Source organism: Mycobacterium sp. IS-1556, from assembly GCF_001499985.1.
Lineage (GTDB): Bacteria > Actinomycetota > Actinomycetes > Mycobacteriales > Mycobacteriaceae > Mycobacterium.
On record NZ_LQIM01000001.1, the window covers coordinates 305,430 to 327,659 of the forward strand.

General features: G+C 67.5%; 20 protein-coding genes. 5 read left to right on the top strand and 15 right to left on the bottom strand.

The genetic code is table 11. The features are described from left to right. Position 1 precedes the first annotated feature (1 nt). The 12 genes from eccD to AU187_RS01555 all read right to left on the bottom strand — a co-directional run bounded on the left by eccD (position 2) and on the right by AU187_RS01555 (position 14,013). A complete protein-coding gene (gene eccD, locus AU187_RS01500; RefSeq protein WP_059100578.1) occupies positions 2-1,528 on the bottom strand; it encodes a type VII secretion integral membrane protein EccD in 1,527 nt (508 codons plus the stop codon). Next, entirely contained in the window at positions 1,525-2,952 is a 1,428-nt protein-coding gene (locus AU187_RS01505; protein ID WP_059100577.1) for a MinD/ParA family ATP-binding protein, read from the bottom strand. Before AU187_RS01505 ends, eccD begins: the two co-directional genes overlap by 4 nt. A 102-nt stretch (positions 2,953-3,054) precedes the next feature. Beyond that, entirely contained in the window at positions 3,055-3,348 is a 294-nt protein-coding gene (locus tag AU187_RS01510) for a WXG100 family type VII secretion target (RefSeq protein ID WP_059100576.1), read from the bottom strand. A 39-nt stretch (positions 3,349-3,387) separates the two neighbouring features. Then, positions 3,388-3,717 carry a WXG100 family type VII secretion target gene (locus tag AU187_RS01515; RefSeq protein WP_231740367.1) on the bottom strand — a complete coding sequence of 110 codons (330 nt, stop codon included), beginning with the start codon at positions 3,715-3,717 and terminating at the stop codon, positions 3,388-3,390. 85 nt (positions 3,718-3,802) lie between these two features. Continuing rightward, positions 3,803-5,104, bottom strand: a complete 1,302-nt coding sequence (locus AU187_RS01520; protein ID WP_286131838.1) for a PPE family protein — start codon at positions 5,102-5,104, stop codon at positions 3,803-3,805. Between the two features lie 41 nt (positions 5,105-5,145). Continuing rightward, the gene (locus AU187_RS01525; RefSeq protein WP_059100573.1) at positions 5,146-5,439 is read right to left on the bottom strand and encodes a PE family protein; all 294 of its coding nucleotides are present in this window, start codon (positions 5,437-5,439) and stop codon (positions 5,146-5,148) included. Positions 5,440-5,584: 145 nt separating this feature from the next. Further along, positions 5,585-7,366 carry a type VII secretion protein EccCb gene (gene eccCb / locus AU187_RS01530; protein WP_059100572.1) on the bottom strand — a complete coding sequence of 594 codons (1,782 nt, stop codon included), beginning with the start codon at positions 7,364-7,366 and terminating at the stop codon, positions 5,585-5,587. Then, the gene (eccCa, locus tag AU187_RS01535) at positions 7,363-9,597 is read right to left on the bottom strand and encodes a type VII secretion protein EccCa (protein ID WP_059100571.1); all 2,235 of its coding nucleotides are present in this window, start codon (positions 9,595-9,597) and stop codon (positions 7,363-7,365) included. The genes eccCb and eccCa overlap by 4 nt, the downstream gene beginning before the upstream one ends. Continuing rightward, positions 9,594-11,075: a type VII secretion protein EccB gene (gene eccB / locus AU187_RS01540; RefSeq protein WP_059100570.1), complete on the bottom strand. Its 1,482-nt coding sequence runs from the start codon at positions 11,073-11,075 to the stop codon at positions 9,594-9,596. The genes eccCa and eccB overlap by 4 nt, the downstream gene beginning before the upstream one ends. A 2-nt stretch (positions 11,076-11,077) precedes the next feature. Then, on the bottom strand, positions 11,078-12,799 hold the full coding sequence (gene eccA, locus AU187_RS01545; RefSeq protein ID WP_059100778.1) for a type VII secretion AAA-ATPase EccA: 1,722 nt from the start codon (positions 12,797-12,799) through the stop codon (positions 11,078-11,080). Beyond that, entirely contained in the window at positions 12,792-13,247 is a 456-nt protein-coding gene (locus AU187_RS01550; RefSeq protein WP_082683686.1) for a secretion protein EspD, read from the bottom strand. Before AU187_RS01550 ends, eccA begins: the two co-directional genes overlap by 8 nt. Then, positions 13,237-14,013 carry an ESX secretion-associated protein EspG gene (locus tag AU187_RS01555; protein WP_172800139.1) on the bottom strand — a complete coding sequence of 259 codons (777 nt, stop codon included), beginning with the start codon at positions 14,011-14,013 and terminating at the stop codon, positions 13,237-13,239. The genes AU187_RS01550 and AU187_RS01555 overlap by 11 nt, the downstream gene beginning before the upstream one ends. A 737-nt stretch (positions 14,014-14,750) precedes the next feature. Here AU187_RS01555 and AU187_RS01560 point away from each other — a divergent pair. After that, positions 14,751-16,187 carry a MinD/ParA family ATP-binding protein gene (locus tag AU187_RS01560; protein ID WP_059100568.1) on the top strand — a complete coding sequence of 479 codons (1,437 nt, stop codon included), beginning with the start codon at positions 14,751-14,753 and terminating at the stop codon, positions 16,185-16,187. 10 nt (positions 16,188-16,197) lie between these two features. On the opposite strand, the gene AU187_RS01565 is transcribed toward AU187_RS01560, so the two are convergent. Then, a complete protein-coding gene (locus tag AU187_RS01565) occupies positions 16,198-16,929 on the bottom strand; it encodes a hypothetical protein (protein WP_059100567.1) in 732 nt (243 codons plus the stop codon). Between the two features lie 312 nt (positions 16,930-17,241). Here AU187_RS01565 and AU187_RS01570 point away from each other — a divergent pair, with 312 nt between their 5' ends. Then, positions 17,242-17,532, top strand: coding sequence for a WhiB family transcriptional regulator (locus tag AU187_RS01570; protein WP_059100566.1), 291 nt, complete (start codon positions 17,242-17,244; stop codon positions 17,530-17,532). Between the two features lie 210 nt (positions 17,533-17,742). Here AU187_RS01570 and AU187_RS01575 read toward each other — a convergent pair whose 3' ends face one another. Next, positions 17,743-19,311 carry an acyl-CoA carboxylase subunit beta gene (locus AU187_RS01575; protein WP_059100565.1) on the bottom strand — a complete coding sequence of 523 codons (1,569 nt, stop codon included), beginning with the start codon at positions 19,309-19,311 and terminating at the stop codon, positions 17,743-17,745. A 93-nt stretch (positions 19,312-19,404) separates the two neighbouring features. Here AU187_RS01575 and AU187_RS01580 point away from each other — a divergent pair, with 93 nt between their 5' ends. From AU187_RS01580 to AU187_RS01590, 3 genes are read left to right on the top strand one after another with little or no spacing between them, the layout of a single operon-like run. Further along, positions 19,405-19,824, top strand: coding sequence for an EVE domain-containing protein (locus tag AU187_RS01580; protein ID WP_059100564.1), 420 nt, complete (start codon positions 19,405-19,407; stop codon positions 19,822-19,824). 16 nt (positions 19,825-19,840) lie between these two features. Further along, complete coding sequence (locus AU187_RS01585; RefSeq protein ID WP_059100563.1) at positions 19,841-20,818, top strand: pirin family protein; 978 nt, start codon at positions 19,841-19,843, stop codon at positions 20,816-20,818. Positions 20,819-20,825: 7 nt separating this feature from the next. After that, the gene (locus AU187_RS01590) at positions 20,826-21,158 is read left to right on the top strand and encodes a GNAT family N-acetyltransferase (RefSeq protein WP_059100562.1); all 333 of its coding nucleotides are present in this window, start codon (positions 20,826-20,828) and stop codon (positions 21,156-21,158) included. Positions 21,159-21,246: 88 nt separating this feature from the next. Here the strand turns inward: AU187_RS01590 and AU187_RS01595 are convergent, their stop codons facing one another. Further along, a complete protein-coding gene (locus AU187_RS01595) occupies positions 21,247-22,209 on the bottom strand; it encodes a hypothetical protein (protein ID WP_059100561.1) in 963 nt (320 codons plus the stop codon). Positions 22,210-22,230: the final 21 nt, after the last annotated feature.

The following is a 22,230-nucleotide window of genomic DNA, read 5'->3' on the forward strand; positions in this document are numbered from 1 at the left end:
CCTAGAAGCGCAAGTTGCGCAAGAGGTCGTAGACGCTGGCGATCCACAGCAGCATCGGGATCACGGCGGCGATGGCGGCACCGTCGAGCAGTTCGAGGATGCGCTTGGTCACCGGTGAGACCCGGCGCACCCCCGCGGTTGCCCCGACGACGATCAGCGCGATGATCGCGGCGGCGACGTAGCCCGCCAGCACCAGCCACGCCGAGTCCGGGTACCAGAGACAGAGCCGGATCATCACGCCGGTCGGAATGAGGACGACCGAGCCCAGGAGCGCCCACGCACACCAACGCTCGGCGTAAAGCCGAGAACGGAAGGCGCAGATCGCGGTGACGAGACCCGCCACGATCATGCTGTGCACGAAGAAATGTCCCTGCACCACAACGGCGATGGCGCCGACGGACAACACTAGCACTCCGGCCGTGACGAACCCGATCAGCAGGCGCTTGGCCAACTGGCTGCGCTCGTGCAGGCGCGCCGCGGAATCCGGTACGGAGGCGATGATGGCTTGCCAGGTCGGTGACTCCTCATCCGTCCCAGAGGTTGTCACCGGATCCAGCAGTTCGTCGTTGGAAACCGTCTCGCCCGGCGCCGGAATGGGCGGCAGCGCGATCCGGGCCACAGCGACCGTGAGCTTCGCCGCGTTGGTGACGACGATGAGGCCGAACGCGATCGCACCCGTCGGCACCCAGTACTGCCATCCGTAGCCGTAGGCGATCGCCGCGGCCGTCGCCGCGACCGCTGTGACCGCAGTGAAGGAGGCGAACTCCGCTCGCCGGCGAGGTCCGCCGCGCGTTGCCAACGTCAACAGCAGCACAACGGCGGCCGCTCCCGCGATCTGCGGTGCCCCAAGCGAATCGACCCCGCGGGGTAACGGTACGGCCAGCGCAACCGCACCGGCGAGCGTCGGTATCGACGCCGCCAGCAGGCATTCCGACATGTCGAGGTTCTGGTAGCGGTTGGTAGCCAGCGCGCTGCCGACGAGCAGACCCAAACCCAGCACGCCAAGGGCCGCGGACCACCACCAGTCGTGGCCTGCCCGCGTCCACGCCACCAGCGCCATCACCGTCACGACGAGCGCCACCAGCGGGATAGCAACGCCGACAAAGCGATTCAGCGCGGTCCGGTCGAACTCCGGCGACTCGTCGAGCACTGCGATGGCGTCGATGACATCCTCGACAAGGGGGCGGTACCGCTCGGTGCGGCTCACCGAGACCAGGGTCAGCAGCGACCCGTCGACGACCCCTGCGTCGTCCAAGGACTCGTTGAATTTCAGCGGCGGGGCACCGGGCCTGGCGAACGCCCACACGCCCTGCGCCGAGAAATCAAACCCGGCCAGTACGTCTTTCGGTGTGTCTTCGAGAAGTTCGGCCAGCACCGAGACCGTCTCATCGATGTAGGTCTCGATCGGCGCCGCCGCGGGCAGCACCAAATCGGTCATCCGCCTGCCGGTGAGGATCGTGACCCGCGTGGTCGACGGCCGGCCGGGCGTGACGCTCGACGTGGATGCTGCTGCGGCGGTGGAGGTCAACGCCGTTCGAGCCTGTCGAAGTCGTCGGACAGCGCGGCAGCCAACTCGACGACCCGGCGCCGGAACGTCTTGCCCAACAGGTCGAGTTGGATCTCGGTGCCCGCAGCGATGTGCTTGTCGAACGGCAGGACGATGACCCGGCCCGGCGGGACATGGCGCTCGAACTGCGCGACCAGATCTTCGACGTCGATGTTCGGCTTGCCCGGGACGACGTGGTTGATCACCACGCACGAACGGCCGAGCAGATCCTGATATCCGTTCTGGCGCAACCAATCCATGGTCATCGCCGCTTGTCGTGCACCGTCGATTGACGCACTGGCGACAATGACCAGACCCGACACCGTGGACAGGACACCACGGGCCGCGGGCTGGAACAGTCCGGCCCCGCAGTCGGCGAGCACGAGGTTGTAGTAGCGCGACACGATGCCCGTCACGCCCTTCCAGTCCTCGTCGTTGAATTCGCGGCGTGCCCCGCTGTAGTCCTCGCTCGAGAGCACTTCGAGGTTGGCGGCGTTCATGCTCGTGTATGCGCGAATGTCGTTGTAGCGGGCCAGTTCCTTGTCGGCAAGCAGATCGGCGACGGTGGCGGCGGACTGGCGTCCCGCCCGGTCGCCGAGATTGCCGCCGTCGGGATCGGCGTCGATGGCCAGGATCCGATCGCCGCGCACCTTGCTCAGCGCTGATCCGAGTGCCACGGTGACGGCGGTCTTGCCGACGCCGCCCTTGAGGCCGAAGATGCCGATCTGGTAGGAGTCGCGGGCGTTGCGGCGGATCCGGGTGTGCAGCTCCATCTCGTAGAGCTCATCGGGCGACAGCCCGAGGTTGATCCGGGTCAGCACGTACAGCAGATGCCGCCAGCCCCGCTGCGACGGCATCTTCACCGCGGACTTGACCCCGACGTGGGACAGGGCGTCGATCGCGCGGTGATTGCCGATCGTGGCCGCCGATGTCTGTGCCGGCGCGGCGCTGCCGAAGGCGCCGTTCTTGTCGGCCTGCACTTCGGCGAAGTGCTGGCTCGGGGCGGGGGAAGGCGCGTGCCGCGGTGCCGGCGCCGGCGACGGCCGGGGCTGTTCGTATCGAGCACCGGCGGGCATGTTGTGGGCCTGCGGCGTGCGCATCATCCCGTTCGCCGGAAGCGGCGGCGCTGTTGAACGCGCGGGCGGCATCTGCGTGGTGACCTCGGTCTGCCCGGGCGGGGGCGCCGGCGCAGCCTTGGTTTGGCCGACAGGCATCGTGGGCGATGTCAGCTCGCTGTGGCCCTGGCCGGTGGGCATGGGCGGTAGCGCCTCGGCGTGCGCCGGCCCGCTGGGCGTGGGCTTGCCGTCGGCGGCCGCGACGATCTCGCGGTCCACCGTCACGGTGTCCTCTTCGGTCGTGGTCGCGGCATCCGCGGAATGGAAGAGCCGGTCATAGTCGGCCGACATGGGTACCTCTCGAACAATCGATTTGGGTAATTGTGCACGAGACGGGCGAATAGGCCGATCGCCTAGCTGAGGGCCCATTCGCCCGTCTACGTGGTCGCCCTGCTAGCCGCCGAAACGGCCAGCGATGGTGGAGTCCGCGTGAGCCATCGTATGTCCGGCCTCACTAACAGCCAGGCCCAGATTCTTGAGCGCGTCATTCAACTCCTCAGAAGAGGCGTCCCAGCGCATCTGCAACTGCTGGTAAGCGTCGGAACCGCTGCCGCCCCACACGGACTGAAGCGCCGTGAGCGACCCCTTGCCCTCAGCGAGCAGTCCTTGCACCTGAGCGACAGCCCCCGCGAGTTCGCCTGCGTCGCCTTCGATTCCACCGAAGTTGTATCTCATTGGTCCGCTCATCGTTATTTCCTTTCCTGGTAGTTGCTGTGGTTGAGGGGCCTAGTGGTTGATGTCCATGTTGGCCATGGTGCTCTGGAGGTTGGCGGCCTGGTCCGAGTCAGTCGAGGTGTACTCGACGCCTGACTGGTGGATGTTTATGCTGATCTCGTCCAACAGAGTCGTTTGCTGGTTCTGCGCCTCGTGGTACCGCGTCAGCGCGGCCTGGGCGGCAACACCTGCCTCCGGTGAGTCGAGGTTCGCTTTGAGGGCACCCGCGGTGGCTTCGACCTGGCCCATCACGGTCTTGAGCTCAGCCGCGATTCGCTCAAAGTTGCCGGCCTCTTGGGCGAGGACAGCAGCGTCTGTTTCCATTCCTGCTGGATTTGACATGATTTGCTTCCTTCTCTTCTTCTTGTGTCCTCACCACGAGAATGGCGAGTGTCGCTCCTGACCGAGTGGCCAGGAAGTCTTTTGGTTACCAGTCGTCGCCCTCGTCTTCACCGAGGTCTTGCGGCAACACGCGCGGCGCGTTGAGACCCTGCTTGCTACCGCCACTGGTGCCGCGCTGGCCCATCGCTCCCATCGGGCCCATGCCGCCCGCGCCGACGGGTGCCAACCCCGCTGCGCTTCCGCCCGCTGCAGCGCCCGGTGCCACCGCGACAGGCTTCGTCTCGCCGATCAGATTCGCCATCAGTGGTGTCTGGGCTCCGATGCCGCCCGCGCCGGGGAGAGAAGCCGCGCGCACCAGGCCCGCCCCCGAGGCCGCGCCGGATCCGCCCGCCAACGGGTGGTTGGAGAAGGGGCTGGCTCCGATCAGGCCGATCTGTGCCTTGTCGCTTCCTACGCTGCCCAGCTGACTGAACATTGAAGTCACCTGCTGCAACGGCTGCGTCAGCTGCTGCATGGGCTGACTGACCATCTGCATGCCCTGCTGCGGGAGCTGACCAAGGGTCGAGCCCAATTGCGACGCCATCTGCATGCCCATCTGCATGCCTTGTTGCATGCCCTGCTGCATCGTCTGTTGCCGGCCCGCCTGTTGGGCGGCGTTCTCCGTCTTCTGGACCTGACCCTGCGCACGCTGAGCGGCCGAGTCGGCGTTTGCAACCGCGCTCCCGGCCGACAGGCGCGCCGTCTCGACCTTGCCCCACGCGCTGACCTTGGCGATCACCGCGTTGCGTGCAGCACCCGCGACGGCCCTGCCTGCCACCTGCCCGATCGCGCTGGCGGCGCCCGCCTCACCTACGCCCGGGATGACGATCGGTTTCATCGGCATGATCGGCTCGAACATGATGTTCAGCGCCGTCTCTGCCTGGTAGACGTCCATTGCCCCGGCCGCCTGATTCCACATCCGGACGAAGTAGTCGAACTCGTTGATTCCGATCGGGACGGTATTGACTCCCAGGAAGTTCGTGGCATGCAGGACGGCGCGGGTGACGTGGTTCGCCACGATCTCCATGAGAGGAGGCGTGGTGGCCATCGCGAGGCTGTAAGAGTTCGCCTGTGCCGTCGCCTGCAACGCCCGCTTTTGCGCCTGAGCACTCACTGTCCTTAGCCAGACAATCATCGGCATGGTTGCAGCAACGGCACGCTCGCTTGCTGCACCCGTCCACATTGACGCCAGGTTGGCCAGGCTTGCAGCCAATTCGTCGGCCTGTGTTTCCAGCGAAATCGCGAAAGCCTCCCACCCAGCGGCAGCCTGCAGCATCGGCGCCGGACCGGCGCCCGCCATCAGCCGCGCGGTGTTGATCTCTGGCGGCATTCCATGCCACGAGTACATCTTCTTGGCTTCCTCGACCTGTCCTTGAACGGACGATTTGGTCAGAAGGTGGCAGCGTTGGCGCCGTCGACCGCGGCATATGTGCCCGCGGCCTCGATGTACGCAGCGCCAGCCCGGGCCAACTCTTCCTGGGCGAACGTGTTCTGCAACAGCGTTTCGACACCTTCGCTGGCGAACGCCGCCGCTGCCAGGGCGGAGACTTCCTCGGCTCCCGCGGGAACTAGGGCGGTCACCGCTGCCGAAGCCGTCGTGCCGGCGGCCAAACCGCGGGTGCCATTTGCAACTACCTGGGCACCGATTGCGACGGCCGCGGGGTTATGCGTCATGGGTTGCATTTGCGGTATCTCCTGGTGTGTTTTGAATGCACTAGATATTGATTTGTACAAGAGCAAACAGCGATTGCCGACGGCTGAGGAATCTTCCCCCGGTCCCGTTTGCTGGCGCCTAACCTCGATGTTTGCTGTGGCGTCTCGGTATATCCTAACCGGGTCTGAGGGGTGCTGCCGACACTTCTTCTTCCGGTTGATCCACGTAGGCCGCCTGGATCACCTCTTTGCCGTCGGGAGTGACGAGAAACGCCTGGCCAGGAGGCCGCTTCTTAACGATGATCTCCCGTGACGGAAAATCGTTCTTCTCACCGGACAAGAACATGGTGGGCGTCCCCGCCCCGTATGCGGCACCGACAAACTTGTCCATGGTGGCGCGGTGCGCCTGACTTATCTGACACGTCACGATGAGGTGCAGACCGATGTCGGCGGCCGCAGGCAACAGCGGGAACAACGGGGCCATCGGCGGCGCCAAGCCTGCCGCGGCGACGATCATGTGCCAGTCGTCCACCAACAGCACGATGTCGGGCCCACTCCACCAAGACCGGGACCGTAATTGCGCGGTGGTGAGGTCCGGCGGCGGCAGCCGCTTCCGCAGGTTGCCGGCCAACGCCTGGATCGATACCTCCAGCGTCGACTGGTTCCGGTTGACCGCGCCCGCCTTGAGCAGATGGCTTTGCGGCACCGCGTCGAGCAGACCGGATCGGTAGTCGGCAAGCATGAACCGCACCTGATCCGGGCTGTTGCGCGCACAGATGGCCTGCGCCACCGCGTGCGCGATGCGCGTCTTGCCCGACTTGGGCGCCCCGAAGATCAACTGGTGCGGGGTCAGGTACATGTGGTTGTAGGCGACGCCCATGTCGGATTCGCGAAGGCCGAGCGGGATCGTCCACCGGGTCCGGTAGTCGGCGTCCGGGCCGGGCGGGTTCGGATCAAGGTCGTGCAGGTAGATGCGGTCGGGCAGGACACGAACCTTCGGCGCCTGATCGGTGTGACGGGCGGTGATCGCCGCGACCGCCTCCGACATCGCGGCGACAAGGTTGTCCGCGCTGTGCACGCCGTCGAGCCGTGGTACGCCCATCATCAGATGATGTTTCTCCATCGAGACCGCCCGACCGGGCCGGTTGGCCGGGATCTCCCTTGTGATGCGGTCGATCTGGGTCTCGTTCACGTCGCCGAGCCGGAACTCGACCTTGGTGCCGAGGTAGTCGCGCACGCGTGACTTGAGCTCGGTCCACCGCGGCGTCGAGATCACGGTGTGCACACCGAATTGCAGGCCCTGCCCGGCGAGGTCCTGCACGACCGACTCGAGATCGGGAAATTCCGCCACGAAGGCCGGCCAGCCGTCGATCACGAGAAACACGTCGCCGAATGGATCGGCCGCCAGCGGATGATTGACGTCCTCACGCAGCTCGCGGTACGCGGCCATCGAGCCGACACGGTACTGCTTGAACAGCGCTTCCCGCTGGCGCAGAACGGCTTTCATCTCGGCGACGACGCGGTTGACGCGGTCGGGCTCCGACCGGGTCGCGACGCCACCGACGTGCGGCAGGTCCTCTAGGTACAACAGGCCGCCGCCGCCGAGGTCGATGCAGTAGAACTGGACCTGTCGCGGGGTGTGCGATGCGGAAGCCGAAAGCACGAGCGTCTGTAGGAAGGTGGACTTACCGGTCTGCGGCGCCCCGCCGACGGCGATGTTGCCGCCGGCCGCCGACACGTCGATGCCCCACACCTCCTGGCGGTGCCGGCGCGGCTCGTCCATGATGCCGAGCCCGAAGCGCAGCGGCTGGCGCTGGTGGTCGTTCGCGATCAACTCGTTGACCGGAGTGGGATCGGCCAACGGCGGCAACCACATTCGATAGGCCCGGGTCTCGCCGGTGGTCAGCTGGTCGAGGACCACCTCGCGTAGCACGCGCTGCTCGGATTGGACGCTCACGATGTCACCGCCGTCGCGTCGAGGATCGGCGCCGCGGTGAACGGACGGATCTGCGGGCGCCTCTGACCGTTGGTCCGCGGCTTGGATTCGCCGTCGTCGTGTTGTGCAGCCGTCGGCGCATAGGGCACACCGGTGTAGACGGCCTGGAACTTGACCGGGTCCTCCATGCCGACGCGCAGGAACCCGACGCCGCTTTCCTTGTTGGTGATGTACTGCGCCTCCGGTGTTCCGATCACCGCCTTGGATTCGGCGGAACTGGTGGTGCGCAATGCGATCCGGTAGGTGAGGTTGGGCTCGAGCTTGTCGATACGCACCCCGCCGGTGTTCAGCGACTGCGTCGCGAGCAGCAGGTGTACGCGCAGCGACCGGCCGACGCGGCAGATGCGGTCGAACAAACCGATGAAGTCCGGGTGGTTCTGCAACAGCTCGGCGAATTCGTCGACCACCACGAAAAGTGTTGGCAGCGGCGGGAGGTCGGCCCCGCGTTCCCGGTGCTTCTCGTACTCGGCCACACCGGACAGCGCACCGGCCGCGCCGACCTGCATTCCCGCCTGCCGCAGGATCGACTGCCGTCGGTCCAGTTCGCCGGACAGCACCTCGCCCATGCGGCTGACCAGTTCTGCCTCCTCCTCCATGTTGGTGACCACCGCCGCGGTGTGCGGCAGTTTCTCCATGCCGAGGAACGTCGAGCCGCCCTTGAAGTCGGTGAGCAGGAGGTTGACCTGATCCGGATGGTGCGTGGCGGCCAGCGACAGGATCAACGTCCGGAGAAACTCGGATTTACCGGAACCCGTTGTGCCGATCAACATCCCGTGCGGACCGGCACCGAACTCCGCGCCCTCCTTGATGTCCAGGTGCATGATGTCGCCGGTCTTGAGCTCGTGACCGAACGGGATCCGCAACCGGTCGCGGTCGGTGTCGCTGAACATCCGCCACCGCGCCGGGGTGACTTCCTCGATCGTCTGCGCCCCGACCAGTTGATGCCATTCGGTGGCGACCTTCTTCTGCACCCGCACGCTCTTGTCGATGATCGTGCCGGTGATCGACCAGCCGGCCAGTTTCCGCGCGACGCGACCGGCCTGTCCGGGTGTCATGTGGTCGACCGCGGAGGTGATCAGCCTGAACGTCTGGTTGGGCAGCCGATCGTCGGCGGTGCCGTCAGTGGCGACCCGGATCCGGTACGCCGAGCCGCGATGGTTGCCGAGCGTGATCACCGTGACGCCGGCCCGACCGTCGACCGGGAAACCGGCCTTGCCGCCGGTGAGGTCGAAGACGACGACGTAGGGTCCGCTCGGCGCCGCGTCCGCGGTGTGGGGACCGCGGGCGGTGAGGTCGCTCAGACCGTCGGGACGGGTGAAGATCATCCGGGTCGGACCCGCCGCGTCGGTGTCGGTCTGATGCTGCACATGCGGCAACCACTTGAGCCACGCCCAGTTCGGGTCCTCGGGGTTGTCGGTGAGCACCCGCATCTGCAGCAGGTCTGGCGGATGGAAGACCGCGAGGTGGCAGATCATGGCGGTCAGCAAGCCCGCGGCGCCCGCGGGATCGCCGCCGACGGCAATGGTGGGAAAAGTCCGTAGCTGCAACAGCTTCGGGCAATCGTGGATCAGTCCGTGCGTGCGAAGGAACTTCGTCACCCACATGTGACTCACCGGCTCCAGGTGCGGCTGCGGCGCTCCCTGCGGGCCCGCCAGCTCGCCACCGACGGCCGGCTTGAGCAGCCGGTCGACCGCGGGTTCGGCGCCCAGCCCCACCCGGGTGGCGGTGTAGAAGTCGGCGTTGGTCTGCCGGGACCACTGCCGGTTCGTGCCGATGATCGACAACAGGTCCGCCGGGTGTGGCGCGTGATAGTTGAAGAACGTCACCTGCGCCGCTGCCGACGACGTGACCCGGGTACGCAGCCCGGACAGATAGCGCAGGTACTCCTTACGGTCGGCGTTGATTTCGGGCACCCGCTTGCCGCCGGGCCCACCACCCGCCATGAACCCGACCGTGGCCATGATCATCATCAGCGGCATCATCAGCATGTATGGCGAAAGCTGCCGAATGCCGGTGAAGATCATGATCGCGATCATTCCGAGCATGCCGCCGCCCATCACCCAGGGCAGCGCCTTCTGAATGCCCGACGGCGGGATCTCGACACCGAGGTCGTCGGGCGGCGCGACGTTGACTTCACCCGGCGTCAGCCGCGGTCCCCGCTTGATGATCGGGGTGAATTTCTTTGTCGTCATCCGCCGCCTCCGGTCTGGGACGTGGCCGGCTGCGCCGCACCTGCGGTGCCGTCGCCGACCTTGCGCGGGTTGGGGTCTGGCGGCAGGGTGTCGTGTTCGACGAGGGCCGCCTCCCTCGACAGCACCGGTCCGTCAACGAGAAGGCCGACCACCTGCCACGGTGCGGTCACCGGCCCGCTGAGCCCGAGCACGTTCCCGGTGTCCTCGTTGGGTAGCCCGTAGCGCACGCCCTGCGGGTCGACGTAATACAGGCTCTCGCCGTACCGCGGATCGGGCGACTGCAACCGGATGTACTGCCCACCCTCGATGTAAACCGTTGCGTCGCCGCCGATCTGCTTGATCCCGGTGTTCATCGCCGACGCCGGGATCGGCAGGTGGCGGCCGGCGATCACCGTCGTCTTCGGCGCCTGATCACCCGGTTCGCGCCGCCAGGACCAGCACAGCGTGGGGGCGTCCCCACGCAACAGAATGTTCAGCGGCTCGGCGGGCAACGGTGAGGCGAACACGTGCTCGGGGATTCTCGCGACCACGCTCGCCTCCACCGCAGGCGGTGTGACGAGACCGAACGAGTTGGTGGCACGGATAGCCGCGGCGGTGGTGTCGTTGATCCGGGCGACGCCGTCGGGGAGTACCACGAAATGTTGGTTGCCATCCTCTGTGAGCGCCTTGAACACCGAGCCGATCACGAGATTCGGCGGTAAGCCAAGCGAATTCGGCGCGCCCGAGGAGGGGATCACGGGCAGCCGCCACGGACCTGCGTTGGGCAACGCGTTGAACAGTCCCTCGGAGATCGGCGTCGCCTTGGCGGTGACCGGAATCCCGACCGCCGACGTTATCGCGCGATCGGCGAGATCGATGTCGTGCCTGCCGCTTTCGGTGACCAACCAGCTTTCGTTCTCGTAGGTCACCAAGATGCCCTCCATGGCACGCATCGGCCCCACCGAGGCGTCGGTCACCAGGGGTCGCACGATGGCCGAGGTCTCTACGATCGGGGCCACGCTCTCCGGTTTGGTCACCGTGTCACACAGCGTCCACATCGAGCTCGCGCTGCCGACCGGTGTTGCGTAAGGGGCTCCGGGTATTCCGACGGGCTGACCCTTCGGCATCCGGTTGAGCTCATCGGATTTCACCGCCGACGGTGTTCCCGAGTTCCCGAGAACGAGCCGCGCGGAAGTCAGGTTGTACACCGGGCGCAACTGGCCGCTGTCCGGGAGCACGACATAGAGCTGGTTGGTGCTGCGGTCGACGAGAAGGGTGTCGCCGCTGCGCTTTCCGAGCGGCTTGAAGTACGCCAACAGCGCGGCGCCCAGACAGATCAGTACCGCGATGACGACGCCGGCGGACACGGCGCGGCTGTAGAACTGCAGCGGGTCGTCGAACATCCGGGTGTCCCGTCGCACGATCGCGTGCTCCACGCGCCGCAGCAGGAAGCGCCACCCGCTGACCTGCACCTTGGTGGTGAGCCGGAAACCCGCCATGCCTACTCGCCGATGCTCAGACGTCCGTGGACCGCGGCGATGGCGGCGGCCATGTCCTCACCGTTGATCTCGCTGAGCTGTTCGACGTCGAGGCTGTCGACGTCGAGCGAACGGGCCAGCCGCATGTCCCGGTTCTGTTCACCCGCCTCGACGAGCTGGCGGGCGTAACGGCCGTTGCCGGCGATGTCGAGGGCGGGTTTGCCGTTCAGCGTCCGCTGGCTCAGCAGCGTGGCGGCTTCCAGGACCCGCTTCGCCGCCTCCTCGTCCAGCGCCGAATCATTCGCCTTTGCAATGACTTTGCCGATTTCGACGATCTCGTCGGGGGTGTAGGAGTCGAACTCGATGCGGGTCGCGAAACGCGACCGAAGGCCGTCGTTGGACTCCAGTAGGCGGTCGATGTCGGCGCTGTAGCCGGCGATGATGACCACCAGGCGGTCGCGGTCGTTCTCCATCCGGGCCAGCAGCGTGTCCAGCGCCTCGGTGCCGAACGGGTCGGCGCGGCCGTCGCGTTCCTGCACCAAGGTGTAGGCCTCGTCGATGAACAGCACGCCGCCGATCGCGCGGTCGATGGTCCGGCTCGTCTTGACCGCCGACTGCCCTTCGTACTCCGCGACAAAGTCTTTGCGCGAGGACTCGACGAGTTTCGGCTCGCTGATCACCCCGAGGCCGGCGAGGATGCTGGCCACCACGCGGGCGATCGTCGTCTTCCCGGTGCCGGGCGGTCCGGCGAAGATCATGTGCTTCGACGCCTGCGCAACCTTCATGCCTCGCGCCGCGCGGATCTTGGCCATCTGTGTTGCGGCGCGGTACGCCTCGATCTGCTCCTTGACCCGGGTCAGCCCGATCTGGCGCTCCAATTCGGCCTGCGCCTCGGCCAGTAGCCGGTCACGACCGGCGGTGTCGGCCTCCACGCTCGTCGGGTCCCAAGGGTCTTTGCGAGCGGCGATCTTCTCCGCGGTGGTCGTGGTCAGCCGGTACGACGGATCACGTAGCGCTTCAGTGACTTTCGGCTCCGGATGGGTGGCCTGCAGCCATTCCAGCAGCGCCACCGCGGCCTCTTCGTTGCCCTGGCTGCGCCGGGTCATCGCCAGAAACCACGCGATCGCGGGTGCGCATGCTTCTCCTGCGGGCGAGGAGTTCGACTCGGTCAGGCGCCGCTCGGCCTCCGTGAACAGCCCGAGGTTGGCCGCGGCGACGCCGTGCGCCACACCTGCCGCGGCCGCGAGGAACTTGTCGGGCCAGCCCGCTGCCCCGCGAACCTGCTCGATCACATCGGTCCAGCGCCCGGCCGCACCGTAGACAACGGCCTTGACCCAGGCGACCAGGTGCTCGGCTCCGGCGGACGGCAGGTCCTCGAGTGCCTCCATCGCGTCGGCGTAATTGCCGACCGACGCCTCGTTCACCGCGAAACCCATCGCGATGGCCAACGGGGAGTTGACCGGGTAGGTGATGTCCCCGAACTGCCCCCCGATCGGGACCCGCGCGTTCACGCTGTTCATCGAGATTTCGGCGGAGCCGGCGAGTTGGCCGAAGTTGGCGCGGGAATACCAGGCCCGAAAAAGGGTGACCCGGTCGGTGTCTCCGCAGCGGATGCGACCCACCCAGGCGTCGCAGGCGGATTCGTCCAGAGTGGTGATCTCGGTGAAGATCTCGAACGAGCGCGCGGGCGCGCTGGGCAGCATGCCGACCGCGCTTCCGAACAGGCTGGCGAGGTGCTCAGTCATCGTCACCCGCATATCTTGTCGCGAACACCCGTGCGCGTTCGGCCCGGGCCTGTTCCGGGCTGGGCAGATCAAGATCGCGGGTCAGGAAGTCGCGGGTCGCCGCGTCGTCGTGGCCCTGTTCCCGCATTCCCTCGAGCATCATCGCGTGCTGGGCCGACTTCGCCTCTCGGGTCGCCAGGCCGGCGATGACCACGACTTCGGCAGCGAGGTCGGCTTCAGTCAGCTCGGCGGCCTTCGGCGACAGTTCGATCTGGCTGACCCGGCCGTCGAGGAACGTGCTGACGGCGACCGTGCCCGGCGGGTTGGTCACGGTGAAGACGGGGTCCGTGGTTTCGGTTTCGACGGGTTCGCCCGGCGAGTAGATCGCCAATGCGTCAAGGACCGAGTCCGTCGGATCCTCGCCGCGAATGAAGGAGTCGAACCCTTCCGGAGGCGTCTCACTCGCCATGGACGCCTTCCTCACTGTCCGCGGTCTGCTCGAACCAGGTGCCCGAGGGCAGGAATTCGATCAGCCCGTCGAGCGCCCGCTGCAGATTCTCGGTAGTCCCCGGCAGGAAGCTTCCGTACAGTTCGCCACTGACCCGTCGCGGAATCGACACGATCCGCCCGTGCTTCGAATCGAGCACCCCGGCCGCGACATCGGCCTGGGTGAAGGTGCCGCCGGGATGGCGTTCGATCGCGGTGATCTCCACCCAGCTCTCGGGCTCGGCGATGATGTCGGCATACGCGCGCGCGGAGGTCGGCGCGAGCCCATAGGCCGCGAGCTGGTTTGCTTCCCGGCATTCGGCCAATTTGCTGGCGACGCCCGTCAGGGGTTCCACGTCGGCCGCCGTCGCAGGGCCCAGCACCGTCGTCACCATGCCCGCGAGCCCGACCTGCGGGGCGATCCGCTGCAGCACCAACATGTCACCGTCACGAGCCGCGACGACATGCCGATCGCCCTTGCGGCAGACGACGAAACGCACCATCTTCCCGCCCACGTCGCGCCGCCACCATCGGGCTTCCAGCGTCCGGTCGGCCCTACTCAGGGTGTCGACCATGGCCGCCACCTCGGGGTGCGGTTGGCCGAAAACGTCGAGCACAGCCTGCTCGGTCAGGTCCCGGGCCACCTGCTCCCACACCCGGTCACGCAGATCGGGCTGCGGAATGTTGAGCCGGATTCCCAGCGCGGTCGGAAACTCCGTCAGCCCGAGCCGGTCTGCGATCACCAGCATGCCGTCGATCGTGACCTCGACGCCGACGACGTCGTCGATGTGCGTAGCGTCGGGGCTCACGGCCGATCCGCCAGAACGCAAAGGTGGGCGGTGGTGGCGCACAGGTCTTCGCCGGACATGGATCCATCGCTCCTTTACTTCTCGTCGTTGGCAGCCCGGCCGGCGGCCCGGGTGAATACCCGCACCAACCTAACCGCCAACGGAGGGCCGCGCTTCACCGATTTCGGTGCGCGAACCCATCGCCGCGAGGCTCGTCGGCCGGATCCACCACGCGTTGTCCGCCGCTTCTTTGCCGCGGTTCACGCCCGCATCGCAGTGATTCGTGTCCGCAAACCCCTTTGCCGCACGTCAGCGTACCAGCGCTTCAGGGCCGCCCATGTCACCAATTTTGCCCTCCGCCGGAGGGCACCGAGGTCCGCCATGATGCGCTGATGGCGAACGTCAAATCATCGTCAGAGAGGATAGACACCGGATACAGCAAAAATTGTCGTCGGTCTGGCCGACGTTGGCCGTGCAACGACATCACGTGCGGCTGTGGGGCTCTCCGGGGGCCGCTTCCGAGCTTTCTCGCTGTTGGTGCCGTGGCTCGAAGAGCGCTTCGACCGTCGCCGCAACCACCGCGACTGTGTTTGCTGTTACCTGGCCACGGCAGCATGCGGCACGCTCGAGAGGCCGCCTGGCTGGGTAGTTGATACTTGTGGAGGGGGCCGACGCACCGACATCCGGAGGAGATCGCAGTGACCGACCGCGATGACGCATTGCGGAAAGAACTCGGCTGGACGGGCCCCGAAAAGACCGACTACGAGCCCTCGGACCCCGACCCCGATCCGGTGACTCCCCCGCATTCGCCGGTGGCGCCGCGGCCGCCCGTCGACTATCCCGCTCCCGAGCCGCATGAAACCCGTGACGACGATCTCCCCCGCGCTGCGCCGTCGCCGGAACCTCCACCGGGATTCCAAGCGCCGGAACGGTCTGGTGTCAGCTTCCGTCAGTCGCCCTCCCGGTTCGGGCCGCCGCCAGGGTCTCCGCGCGACACCGGGCCCGTGCCCACCGGCGGCCGTCCCGATCCAGCCGCCTGGGGTCAGCCGCCGGCCACCAGGCCGACGCCGCCTCGCCCACCTCAGCGGCCGGCTCCCCCGCCGCCGCAGCAGCAGGCGCCGTTATCCGGCCAGTGGCCGGGTGGCGGATACGGTCCGGACGGTCGGCCGACGACTCCGCCGACGACCGGCTCGTATGCCGAGCGGATCAGGGCCGACGAACTGGTTCCCCCGCGCCGGGTTCCGCCCAGCCGGGGTTGGCGGTTCGTTCTGTACCGGGCCACTTTCGGACTGGTGAACCTCGGGCCGGGTCCGGACGAGATCCGGCAGGCCGAGATGGAAGCCACGATCCGGGGGCCGCTGCGGGGCCACTTCAAGATCGGTGTGATGGGCAAGGGTGGGGTCGGCAAGACGACGGTCTCGGCCAGCATCGGCTCGGTGTTCGCCGAACTGCGCCAGGACGACCGGGTGGTCGCCATCGACGCCGACACCGCATTCGGCAAGCTCGGCAGCCGAGTCGATCCCAAGGCGCAGGGCTCGTACTGGGAGCTCGCGTCCGACCAGCATCTGGAGACCTTCGCCGACGTCCGCAGCCGGGTGGGCAACAACGCCGCCGGCTTGTTCGTACTCGCCGGAGAGGCCACCCCCGCCCGCCGCCGCGTGCTCGATCCGGCCATCTACCGGGAAGCCACCTCCCGGTTGGACCGCCACTTCACGATCTCGATCATCGACTGCAGTTCGACGATGGACGCGCCGGTCACCCAGGAGGCCCTCCGCGACCTGGACGCATTGATCGTGGTGTCTTCGCCGTGGGTTGACGGCGCCGCGGCGGCGGGCCAGACGTTGGACTGGTTGGCCGCGCGGGGGCTGACGCGGCTGCTCGAGCGCACGGTCATCGTCCTCAACGACTCGGACGGGCACGCCGACAAGCGAACGCGTTCGATTCTGGCGCAACAGTTTTCGGGGCAGGGCCAGAAGGTGATCGAGGTGCCGTTCGACGGGCACCTGCGACCCGGTGGCGTCATCAACGGGACATCAGAGATGACCGCGGCGACGCGGCGTCGGTTCCTCGAGATCGCCGCCGCGCTGGCCGAGCACTTTCCGGCCAGCGACGACCGCAGTCGGGAGCGGTACTGACGTCGCCCTCTCAGGCGAGTTCGCGGACGAGCACCTCGATCGCCTCGGCGGCCGCCGCGGACACCGCCTGTTCGGCTTCGACGTGGATCACGTCGTCGTCGGACACCCCAGCGGCTTGCGCGGTTTCGGAGATCGTCAGGTTCGCACCGCGACGGGCGGCGTAGAGCCGCTGGCCGAGCGTCGGTTGCGGACCCCGCGCCGCCCGCAACATCAGCGTGTCGTACCGCGTCCGGACCGCGCTCAACGCCTTGATCAGCGGCGGGGTGACCTTGCTGATTCGTGTCGCCCGTGCGGCGACGGCCTCCAGCTGGCGCAGGTCGGCCAGGATCTTCGTCACCTTCGGTCCGAACTCCAAATCGTCCTGCGCGGGCAGCGCCGCGATCGCCGAGTCGAAGGTGCTCACGGCCGTGATCACCGCTTGCGCTATCAGCGGCACCTCGTCGGCGGGCGGGGGCGGCGGCGTACGGTCGTCGCCGTCGACCGGTTCGCCTTGGCGGATTCGCGCGATCGCGCCCGGCGGCCACTGAAGCACCTCCTCGAGCTTTGCTCGGGTGCGCTCCCGCGGCCAACTCCTGCCCTTCTCGAACGCGATCAGCGCGCCGGCGTTGATGATGCCGTCGGCGGCGAGGCTGCGCTGGCTGATGTTGAGTTCGCGACGCCGCGCCGCGGCCGCCGCACCTGCCCGGGCCATGCCGGGATCGGGCGCCTCGATCGATTGGTCGATCGACTCCGGGTGGGTCATGGCGCGGCGATCCTCATGGGCGGGCGGGGCGGAACGGCCCCGTAATCGTAGCCATCGTTACACCCGGTGCTACGGCTTGGGCTTGGCGTGGCGAAGCAAAGACGTCTCGACGCTGTGGTTCTGCAGTCGCAGAAACCTCATCAACGCTACGTTTTCGATCAAAGCGAATTCCACTCTACCTGCGTTAACGATTGCTAGGCGCATCACAAGTGCCGTTGGATTGGGATGAACTGTTGCATCGCTACGGTTTGTGCGCTACGTTTTCACCACCGCGGCAGGTTCGCCGCCGACACCGCACAAGGAGCGAGACTGATGAACACTTCGGAATGGGACGAAATCCCCGTCGGGGCTTGCACCCGGGATCCGGAGCGGTGGACCACGTCGGCCGACGAGGAGGCCAAGGCGATCTGCCGCGCTTGCCCGCGGCGTTGGCTCTGCGCCCGCGAAGCCTGCGAACTGCCGCGCGCCGAGGGCCTCTGGGCGGGAATCTTCGTGCCCGAGGCCGGACGCGGCCGGACGTTTGCTCTACGGCAGCTGAAGTCGTTGGCGGAACGCAACGGTTATCCGGTGCGTGAGCGTCGAGCGTACGCAGAGTCTGCCTGACCGTCGGCTCGTCCGCCGCCGGATCGGGGGCTCGGCGGCGGGCGGCCGACACCCGCTGTCGTACCGGAATAAGGCGCCGCAGCGGGTGGTTGACTCATGCGACGGTGCCGGGCATGCCCCGGGCCCCAATCACATCTGTCGCTGCGAGCGACCACTCGCCGAGAGGCGCAGGCGGCACCGTCCCCCTACTTCGCCAGCCGTCAGGTCTGGCTACCAGGTGTCGACAAACCGTCGGCCGGCGCGACGATGTGCGTGCGCGGTGGCCGCGGTCAGCGTGTTGATGATGACGTCGCGCGTTTCCGCCGGATCGATCACATCGTCGATCTCGAACAGCTGAGCGGCGTTGAGCGCCTTGGCATTCTCCTGCGCTACCGCCGTCGCCTGGCGGACGCGTTCCTCGCGTTCGGCGTCGTCGGCGATCGCGTCGAGCTCCTTGCGCATGCCCAACCGGACCGCGCCCTCCAGCCCCATCGGTCCCAGATGAGCACCCGGCCAGGCCACCGTGAGGACGGGCTCGTGCAGGCTCCCACCGGTCATCGCCTGGGCACCCAGGCCATATCCGCGGCGCAGTATCACCGCTATCAGCGGAACCTCCAGCGCGGCGCCCGCCACGAGCATCCGGGACGCGCGGCGCACCAGCGCCTCGGATTCGGCCGCCGGTCCCACCATGTACCCCGGACAGTCGACCAGCGAGACGACCGGCAGCCCGAACGCGTCGCACAGTTGCAGGAAGCGGGCCGCCTTGTCGGCCGCCGCGGCGGTGATCGCACCGGCCATCACGATGGTGTTGTTGGCGATGATGCCGACCGCGCGACCGTCGAGACGCGCCAACGCCGTCACCATTTCCGGAGCGAATCGGGTGCGCAGGAACGTCACCGACCCCTGGTCGGCCAGCGTCTCGATCACCGGCGCTACCTGATATGCCCGGCGGGCACGCTCGGGAACCATTGAGCGCAAACGACTTTGGTCGGCGGCCTGGGCGGGCCCGGTGGTGCCCTGGAAATATCCGAGCAACCGTTTGGTCACCGCGACCGCCTCGGCCTCGTCCGCGACGACGACGTCGACCACGCCGTTGGGCGCCTGCATGCTGATCGGTCCGACTTCGTCGGGCGGCACGTCGCCGAGTCCCCCGCCGGCGATCATCGCCGGACCGCCCATGCCGATCGACGTGCCCTCCGTCGCCACGATCAGGTCCGAGCACCCGGCGATGACGGCGTTGCCCGCGAAGCAGCGGCCGTTGACGACAGCGATCCGCGGCACCACACCCGACAGTGCCGCCCACAGCTTGAACGCGCGCGCGTCGAGCGCCGAGACGACCGGGATGTCGGTGTCGCCCGGGCGCCCGCCGCCGCCCTCGGCGAAGAACACCGTCGGCAGGCGCATCCGCTCGATCAGCTCGAAGAGCCGGTCCTTCTTGCGATGGCCCAGCGCGCCCTGCGTCCCGGCCAGCACGGTGTAGTCGTAGGACAGCACCGCGCAGGCGCTGCGGTCATTTCCGAAGAGGTGCCCGTTGATTCGTGCGGTGCCTGCGACCAGGCCGTCGGCCGGCGTGCGCGCGATCAGGTCGTCGAGGTCGCGGCGATGCCGCTGCGCAGCGATGGTGAAGCGGCCGTATTCGACGAACGACCCTTCGTCGACGAGGTCGGCGATGTTCTCCCGCGCGGTGCGGGCGTTCGCCGCATGCCTGCGCTCGACGGCCTCGGGCCGGGCCGTGTCCTCGGTGAGCTCGCGGCGCCGCAACAGTTCGGCGTGGTCGTCGCGCAGCGAGTCGTCACTCACGGCGTCCGATGCTAATCACCACCACCCGGGAGTTATCCACAGGCCGTGCGCTCGCACGCCCGGACTGTCGGCCGCCGCGCTTAGCGTGCGGGCATGACGAACTGGATAAACACAGTGAGCCGCGACCACGTCGAACTCGGCGTCCGTGGCCGCTTCACGCAGGCAAACCACGGCAAGCCGACCATGTTGCGAAAGATGACGCGCGGGGACTGGATCGTCTTCTATTCCCCGCGCACGGTGTATCCCGACGGTCCGCCACTGCAGGCGTTCACCGCAATCGGACAGATCGCCGACGACGAGCCCTACCAGGATCGGGTGTCGCCCGACTTCGAACCGTGGCGGCGCAACGTCGATTTCCTCGACTGCGCCGAAACGCCGATCCGCCCGCTCATCGAGCAGCTGAAGTTCATCGAGGACAAGACCCACTGGGGATACAAGTTTCGGTTCGGGGTGTTCAGGATCGACGACGATGACCTGGAGGTAATCCGTTCGGCGATGATCGGCCGGGGTTGAGGCCTACTGTGTCCAGGTGAGCAACACCGAGCCTGCACCGGCCGAAGTCGCCTGCGCGGCATCGCCGTTCGCCGGCGTCCTGCATCCGCGGGAAGTGCCGTTGGGCGGGCCGCGGGCCATCAGGGTGCGACGGACGCTGCCGCAGCGGGAGCGATCGCTGATCGGGGCGTGGTGCTTCGTCGACCATTACGGTCCGCACGATGTGCGCACCGGCGGAGGGATGGACGTTCCACCGCACCCGCACACCGGACTGCAAACAGTCAGCTGGTTGTTCAGCGGGGAGGTCGAGCATCGCGACAGCGCGGGCGTGCACGCGATGGTGCGGCCCGGTGAGCTCAACCTGATGACGGCCGGCGCCGGCATCGCTCACTCCGAGGTGTCGGTCTCCTCCACCCGGTCGGCCGCCACGCTGTTGCACGGTGTGCAGTTGTGGGTGGCGCTGCCCGACGAGGCGCGCGACACCGCTCGCGATTTCGCGCACTTCGTGCCGACGCCCCACACGCTCGGCGGTGCAACGCTGCGGGTCTTCCTCGGCGAGCTCGCGGGCCAGCACTCGCCCGTGCACACATTCACGCCGCTGCTCGGTGCGCAGGTCGACCTGGACCCCGGCGCGAACCTGACGCTGGCGGTGAACCCGGACTTCGAACACGGTGTGCTGCTCGACCACGGCGCGATATCGGTCGCCGGTGCGGCGCTCAACGTCGCCGACCTCGCTTTCCAGGGCGCCGGCAACGACCGGTTGAGCGTGGCCAATGCCGGATCGGGTCCGGCCCGGTTCCTGCTGCTGGGTGGTCCACCGTTTCCCGAAGAGCTGGTGATGTGGTGGAACTTCGTCGGTCGCAACCACGACGACATCGCGACATACCGCAGGCAATGGGAGGCGGGCGATGACCGGTTCGGCGCGGTGCACGGTTACCGCGGGACGGTCGCGCGCCTACCCGCTCCTCCCCTGCCCAACGTGACGTTGCGTCCGCGGCCCAACCCGGGGGTATAGAAGAACCATGACGACCGACAAGACCGGCGCGCCCACCGCAGTCACCGCCGAATCCGACCGATACACCATCTCCGTCGAGGGCAAGAGGGTGGGTCTGACCGAGTTCATCGACCACGATGGCCAGCGCATCTTCCCCCACACCGAGGTGGACGGCGAGTTCGAGGGACGCGGCTTGGCCACCATCCTGATCGGCGAGGCGCTGCAAGACACCCGCGACGCCGGGCAACGCATCGTCGCGGTGTGCCCGATGGTGGCCGCCTACCTCGACAAGCACCAGGAGTTCGCCGACATCGTCGATCCGGTGACGCGGGACGTCAAGCGCTGGCTGGCGAATCGCTGAAGCCGCCAGCCGCGAAGCGCCAAAACTCAAGCGAGACAAGAAAACACCCCGCGAGACCTTCGCGGGGTGTTTCCGTGCGGTTCAACGGTCAGCTGAGGCCGACGACCTCCTGGGCAATGTCGGCCAGGCGCGTCTGCGCCGCCGACACCAGCCGCTGCCGGTTCTTGTGCATCTCCTCATAGGCGATGATCGTGCGGATGTCGCTCGGATCGTCGAGGTCCTTGACCGCGGCCACGGCATCGTTGAGGTTGAGGTCCTCATACCCGGCGATCGGAAGCTCTTCGGCGTCGACGACGCCGCCTTCCGCGCGTGCCTTGTGCAGCGCGTCGGCCGCCTCATTGGCGCCCTCACGGCGGACGACCTCCTCGGCTCGCTTCAGTGCCCCGTCACGCGAGGCGCCGAGCGCCTTGAGCGTGATCTCGCTGGCGCGCTGGGCACGTTGACGGAGGTCGTCGACGGCCGGACCCGCCGAGCGCAGCAGCTCGGCGATGCGCTCGACCGACTGCGCCGACCACTGCCCGGGCAGGTTGACGATCCTCACCGCGGTGCCCGCGGCGGCCTGCAGCGGGGTGCGCTGCAGCGCCGCCGGACCACCGAGCGCGTCCTCGGCCAGCACGGTGGTCAGCCAGTTGACCGTCGCCGAGTGCGCGGTGATCAGCCGGTCGGCCAGCTCTTGAACATCCGGCTTCTTGGCCGCGACGGCCAGGGCCTTGATGTAGCGGGCGCGGTCCAGCAGCTGATCCTCCAGCGCCAGATCCCCCAGCAGTGCCTCGTCGAACGGTTGCGCCTGCTCGGTCAGCGCCTTCACGGCCGCGGCGGCGCGGCCCAGGAACGGGCCGATCGTGTCGGGAAAGCCGCCGAGATCGCGGATCGCCTTCTCGATCGCCTCGGCGCGGATGCGTCCGTTCTCGGCGTTCTCGGTCAGCTCGCGCCGGACCGCCTCAGTCCTGGCCTGCGCGATCCGGGTTTCGGCGACCTGGATCTCGGTGTGGGTGAGGTCGAGAATCGTGCGCAACTGCGTCAGCAGTGTGGTTTCAGTGGTGGTGGTCATTGATATAGCCCCTCAAGCGTT

Coding starts and splice junctions, on each gene's coding strand:
- AU187_RS01505 (WP_059100577.1), bottom strand. CDS start 2,952: ATGTCGGCCGACTATGACCGGCTCTTCCATTCCGCGGATGCCGCGACC.
- AU187_RS01510 (WP_059100576.1), bottom strand. CDS start 3,348: ATGAGCGGACCAATGAGATACAACTTCGGTGGAATCGAAGGCGACGCA.
- AU187_RS01515 (WP_231740367.1), bottom strand. CDS start 3,717: ATGTCAAATCCAGCAGGAATGGAAACAGACGCTGCTGTCCTCGCCCAA.
- AU187_RS01520 (WP_286131838.1), bottom strand. CDS start 5,104: ATGTACTCGTGGCATGGAATGCCGCCAGAGATCAACACCGCGCGGCTG.
- AU187_RS01525 (WP_059100573.1), bottom strand. CDS start 5,439: ATGCAACCCATGACGCATAACCCCGCGGCCGTCGCAATCGGTGCCCAG.
- eccCa (WP_059100571.1), bottom strand. CDS start 9,597: ATGACGACAAAGAAATTCACCCCGATCATCAAGCGGGGACCGCGGCTG.
- eccB (WP_059100570.1), bottom strand. CDS start 11,075: ATGGCGGGTTTCCGGCTCACCACCAAGGTGCAGGTCAGCGGGTGGCGC.
- eccA (WP_059100778.1), bottom strand. CDS start 12,799: ATGACTGAGCACCTCGCCAGCCTGTTCGGAAGCGCGGTCGGCATGCTG.
- AU187_RS01550 (WP_082683686.1), bottom strand. CDS start 13,247: ATGGCGAGTGAGACGCCTCCGGAAGGGTTCGACTCCTTCATTCGCGGC.
- AU187_RS01555 (WP_172800139.1), bottom strand. CDS start 14,013: ATGCTGGTGATCGCAGACCGGCTCGGGCTGACGGAGTTTCCGACCGCG.
- AU187_RS01565 (WP_059100567.1), bottom strand. CDS start 16,929: ATGACCCACCCGGAGTCGATCGACCAATCGATCGAGGCGCCCGATCCC.
- AU187_RS01570 (WP_059100566.1), top strand. CDS start 17,242: ATGAACACTTCGGAATGGGACGAAATCCCCGTCGGGGCTTGCACCCGG.
- AU187_RS01580 (WP_059100564.1), top strand. CDS start 19,405: ATGACGAACTGGATAAACACAGTGAGCCGCGACCACGTCGAACTCGGC.
- AU187_RS01590 (WP_059100562.1), top strand. CDS start 20,826: ATGACGACCGACAAGACCGGCGCGCCCACCGCAGTCACCGCCGAATCC.
- AU187_RS01595 (WP_059100561.1), bottom strand. CDS start 22,209: ATGACCACCACCACTGAAACCACACTGCTGACGCAGTTGCGCACGATT.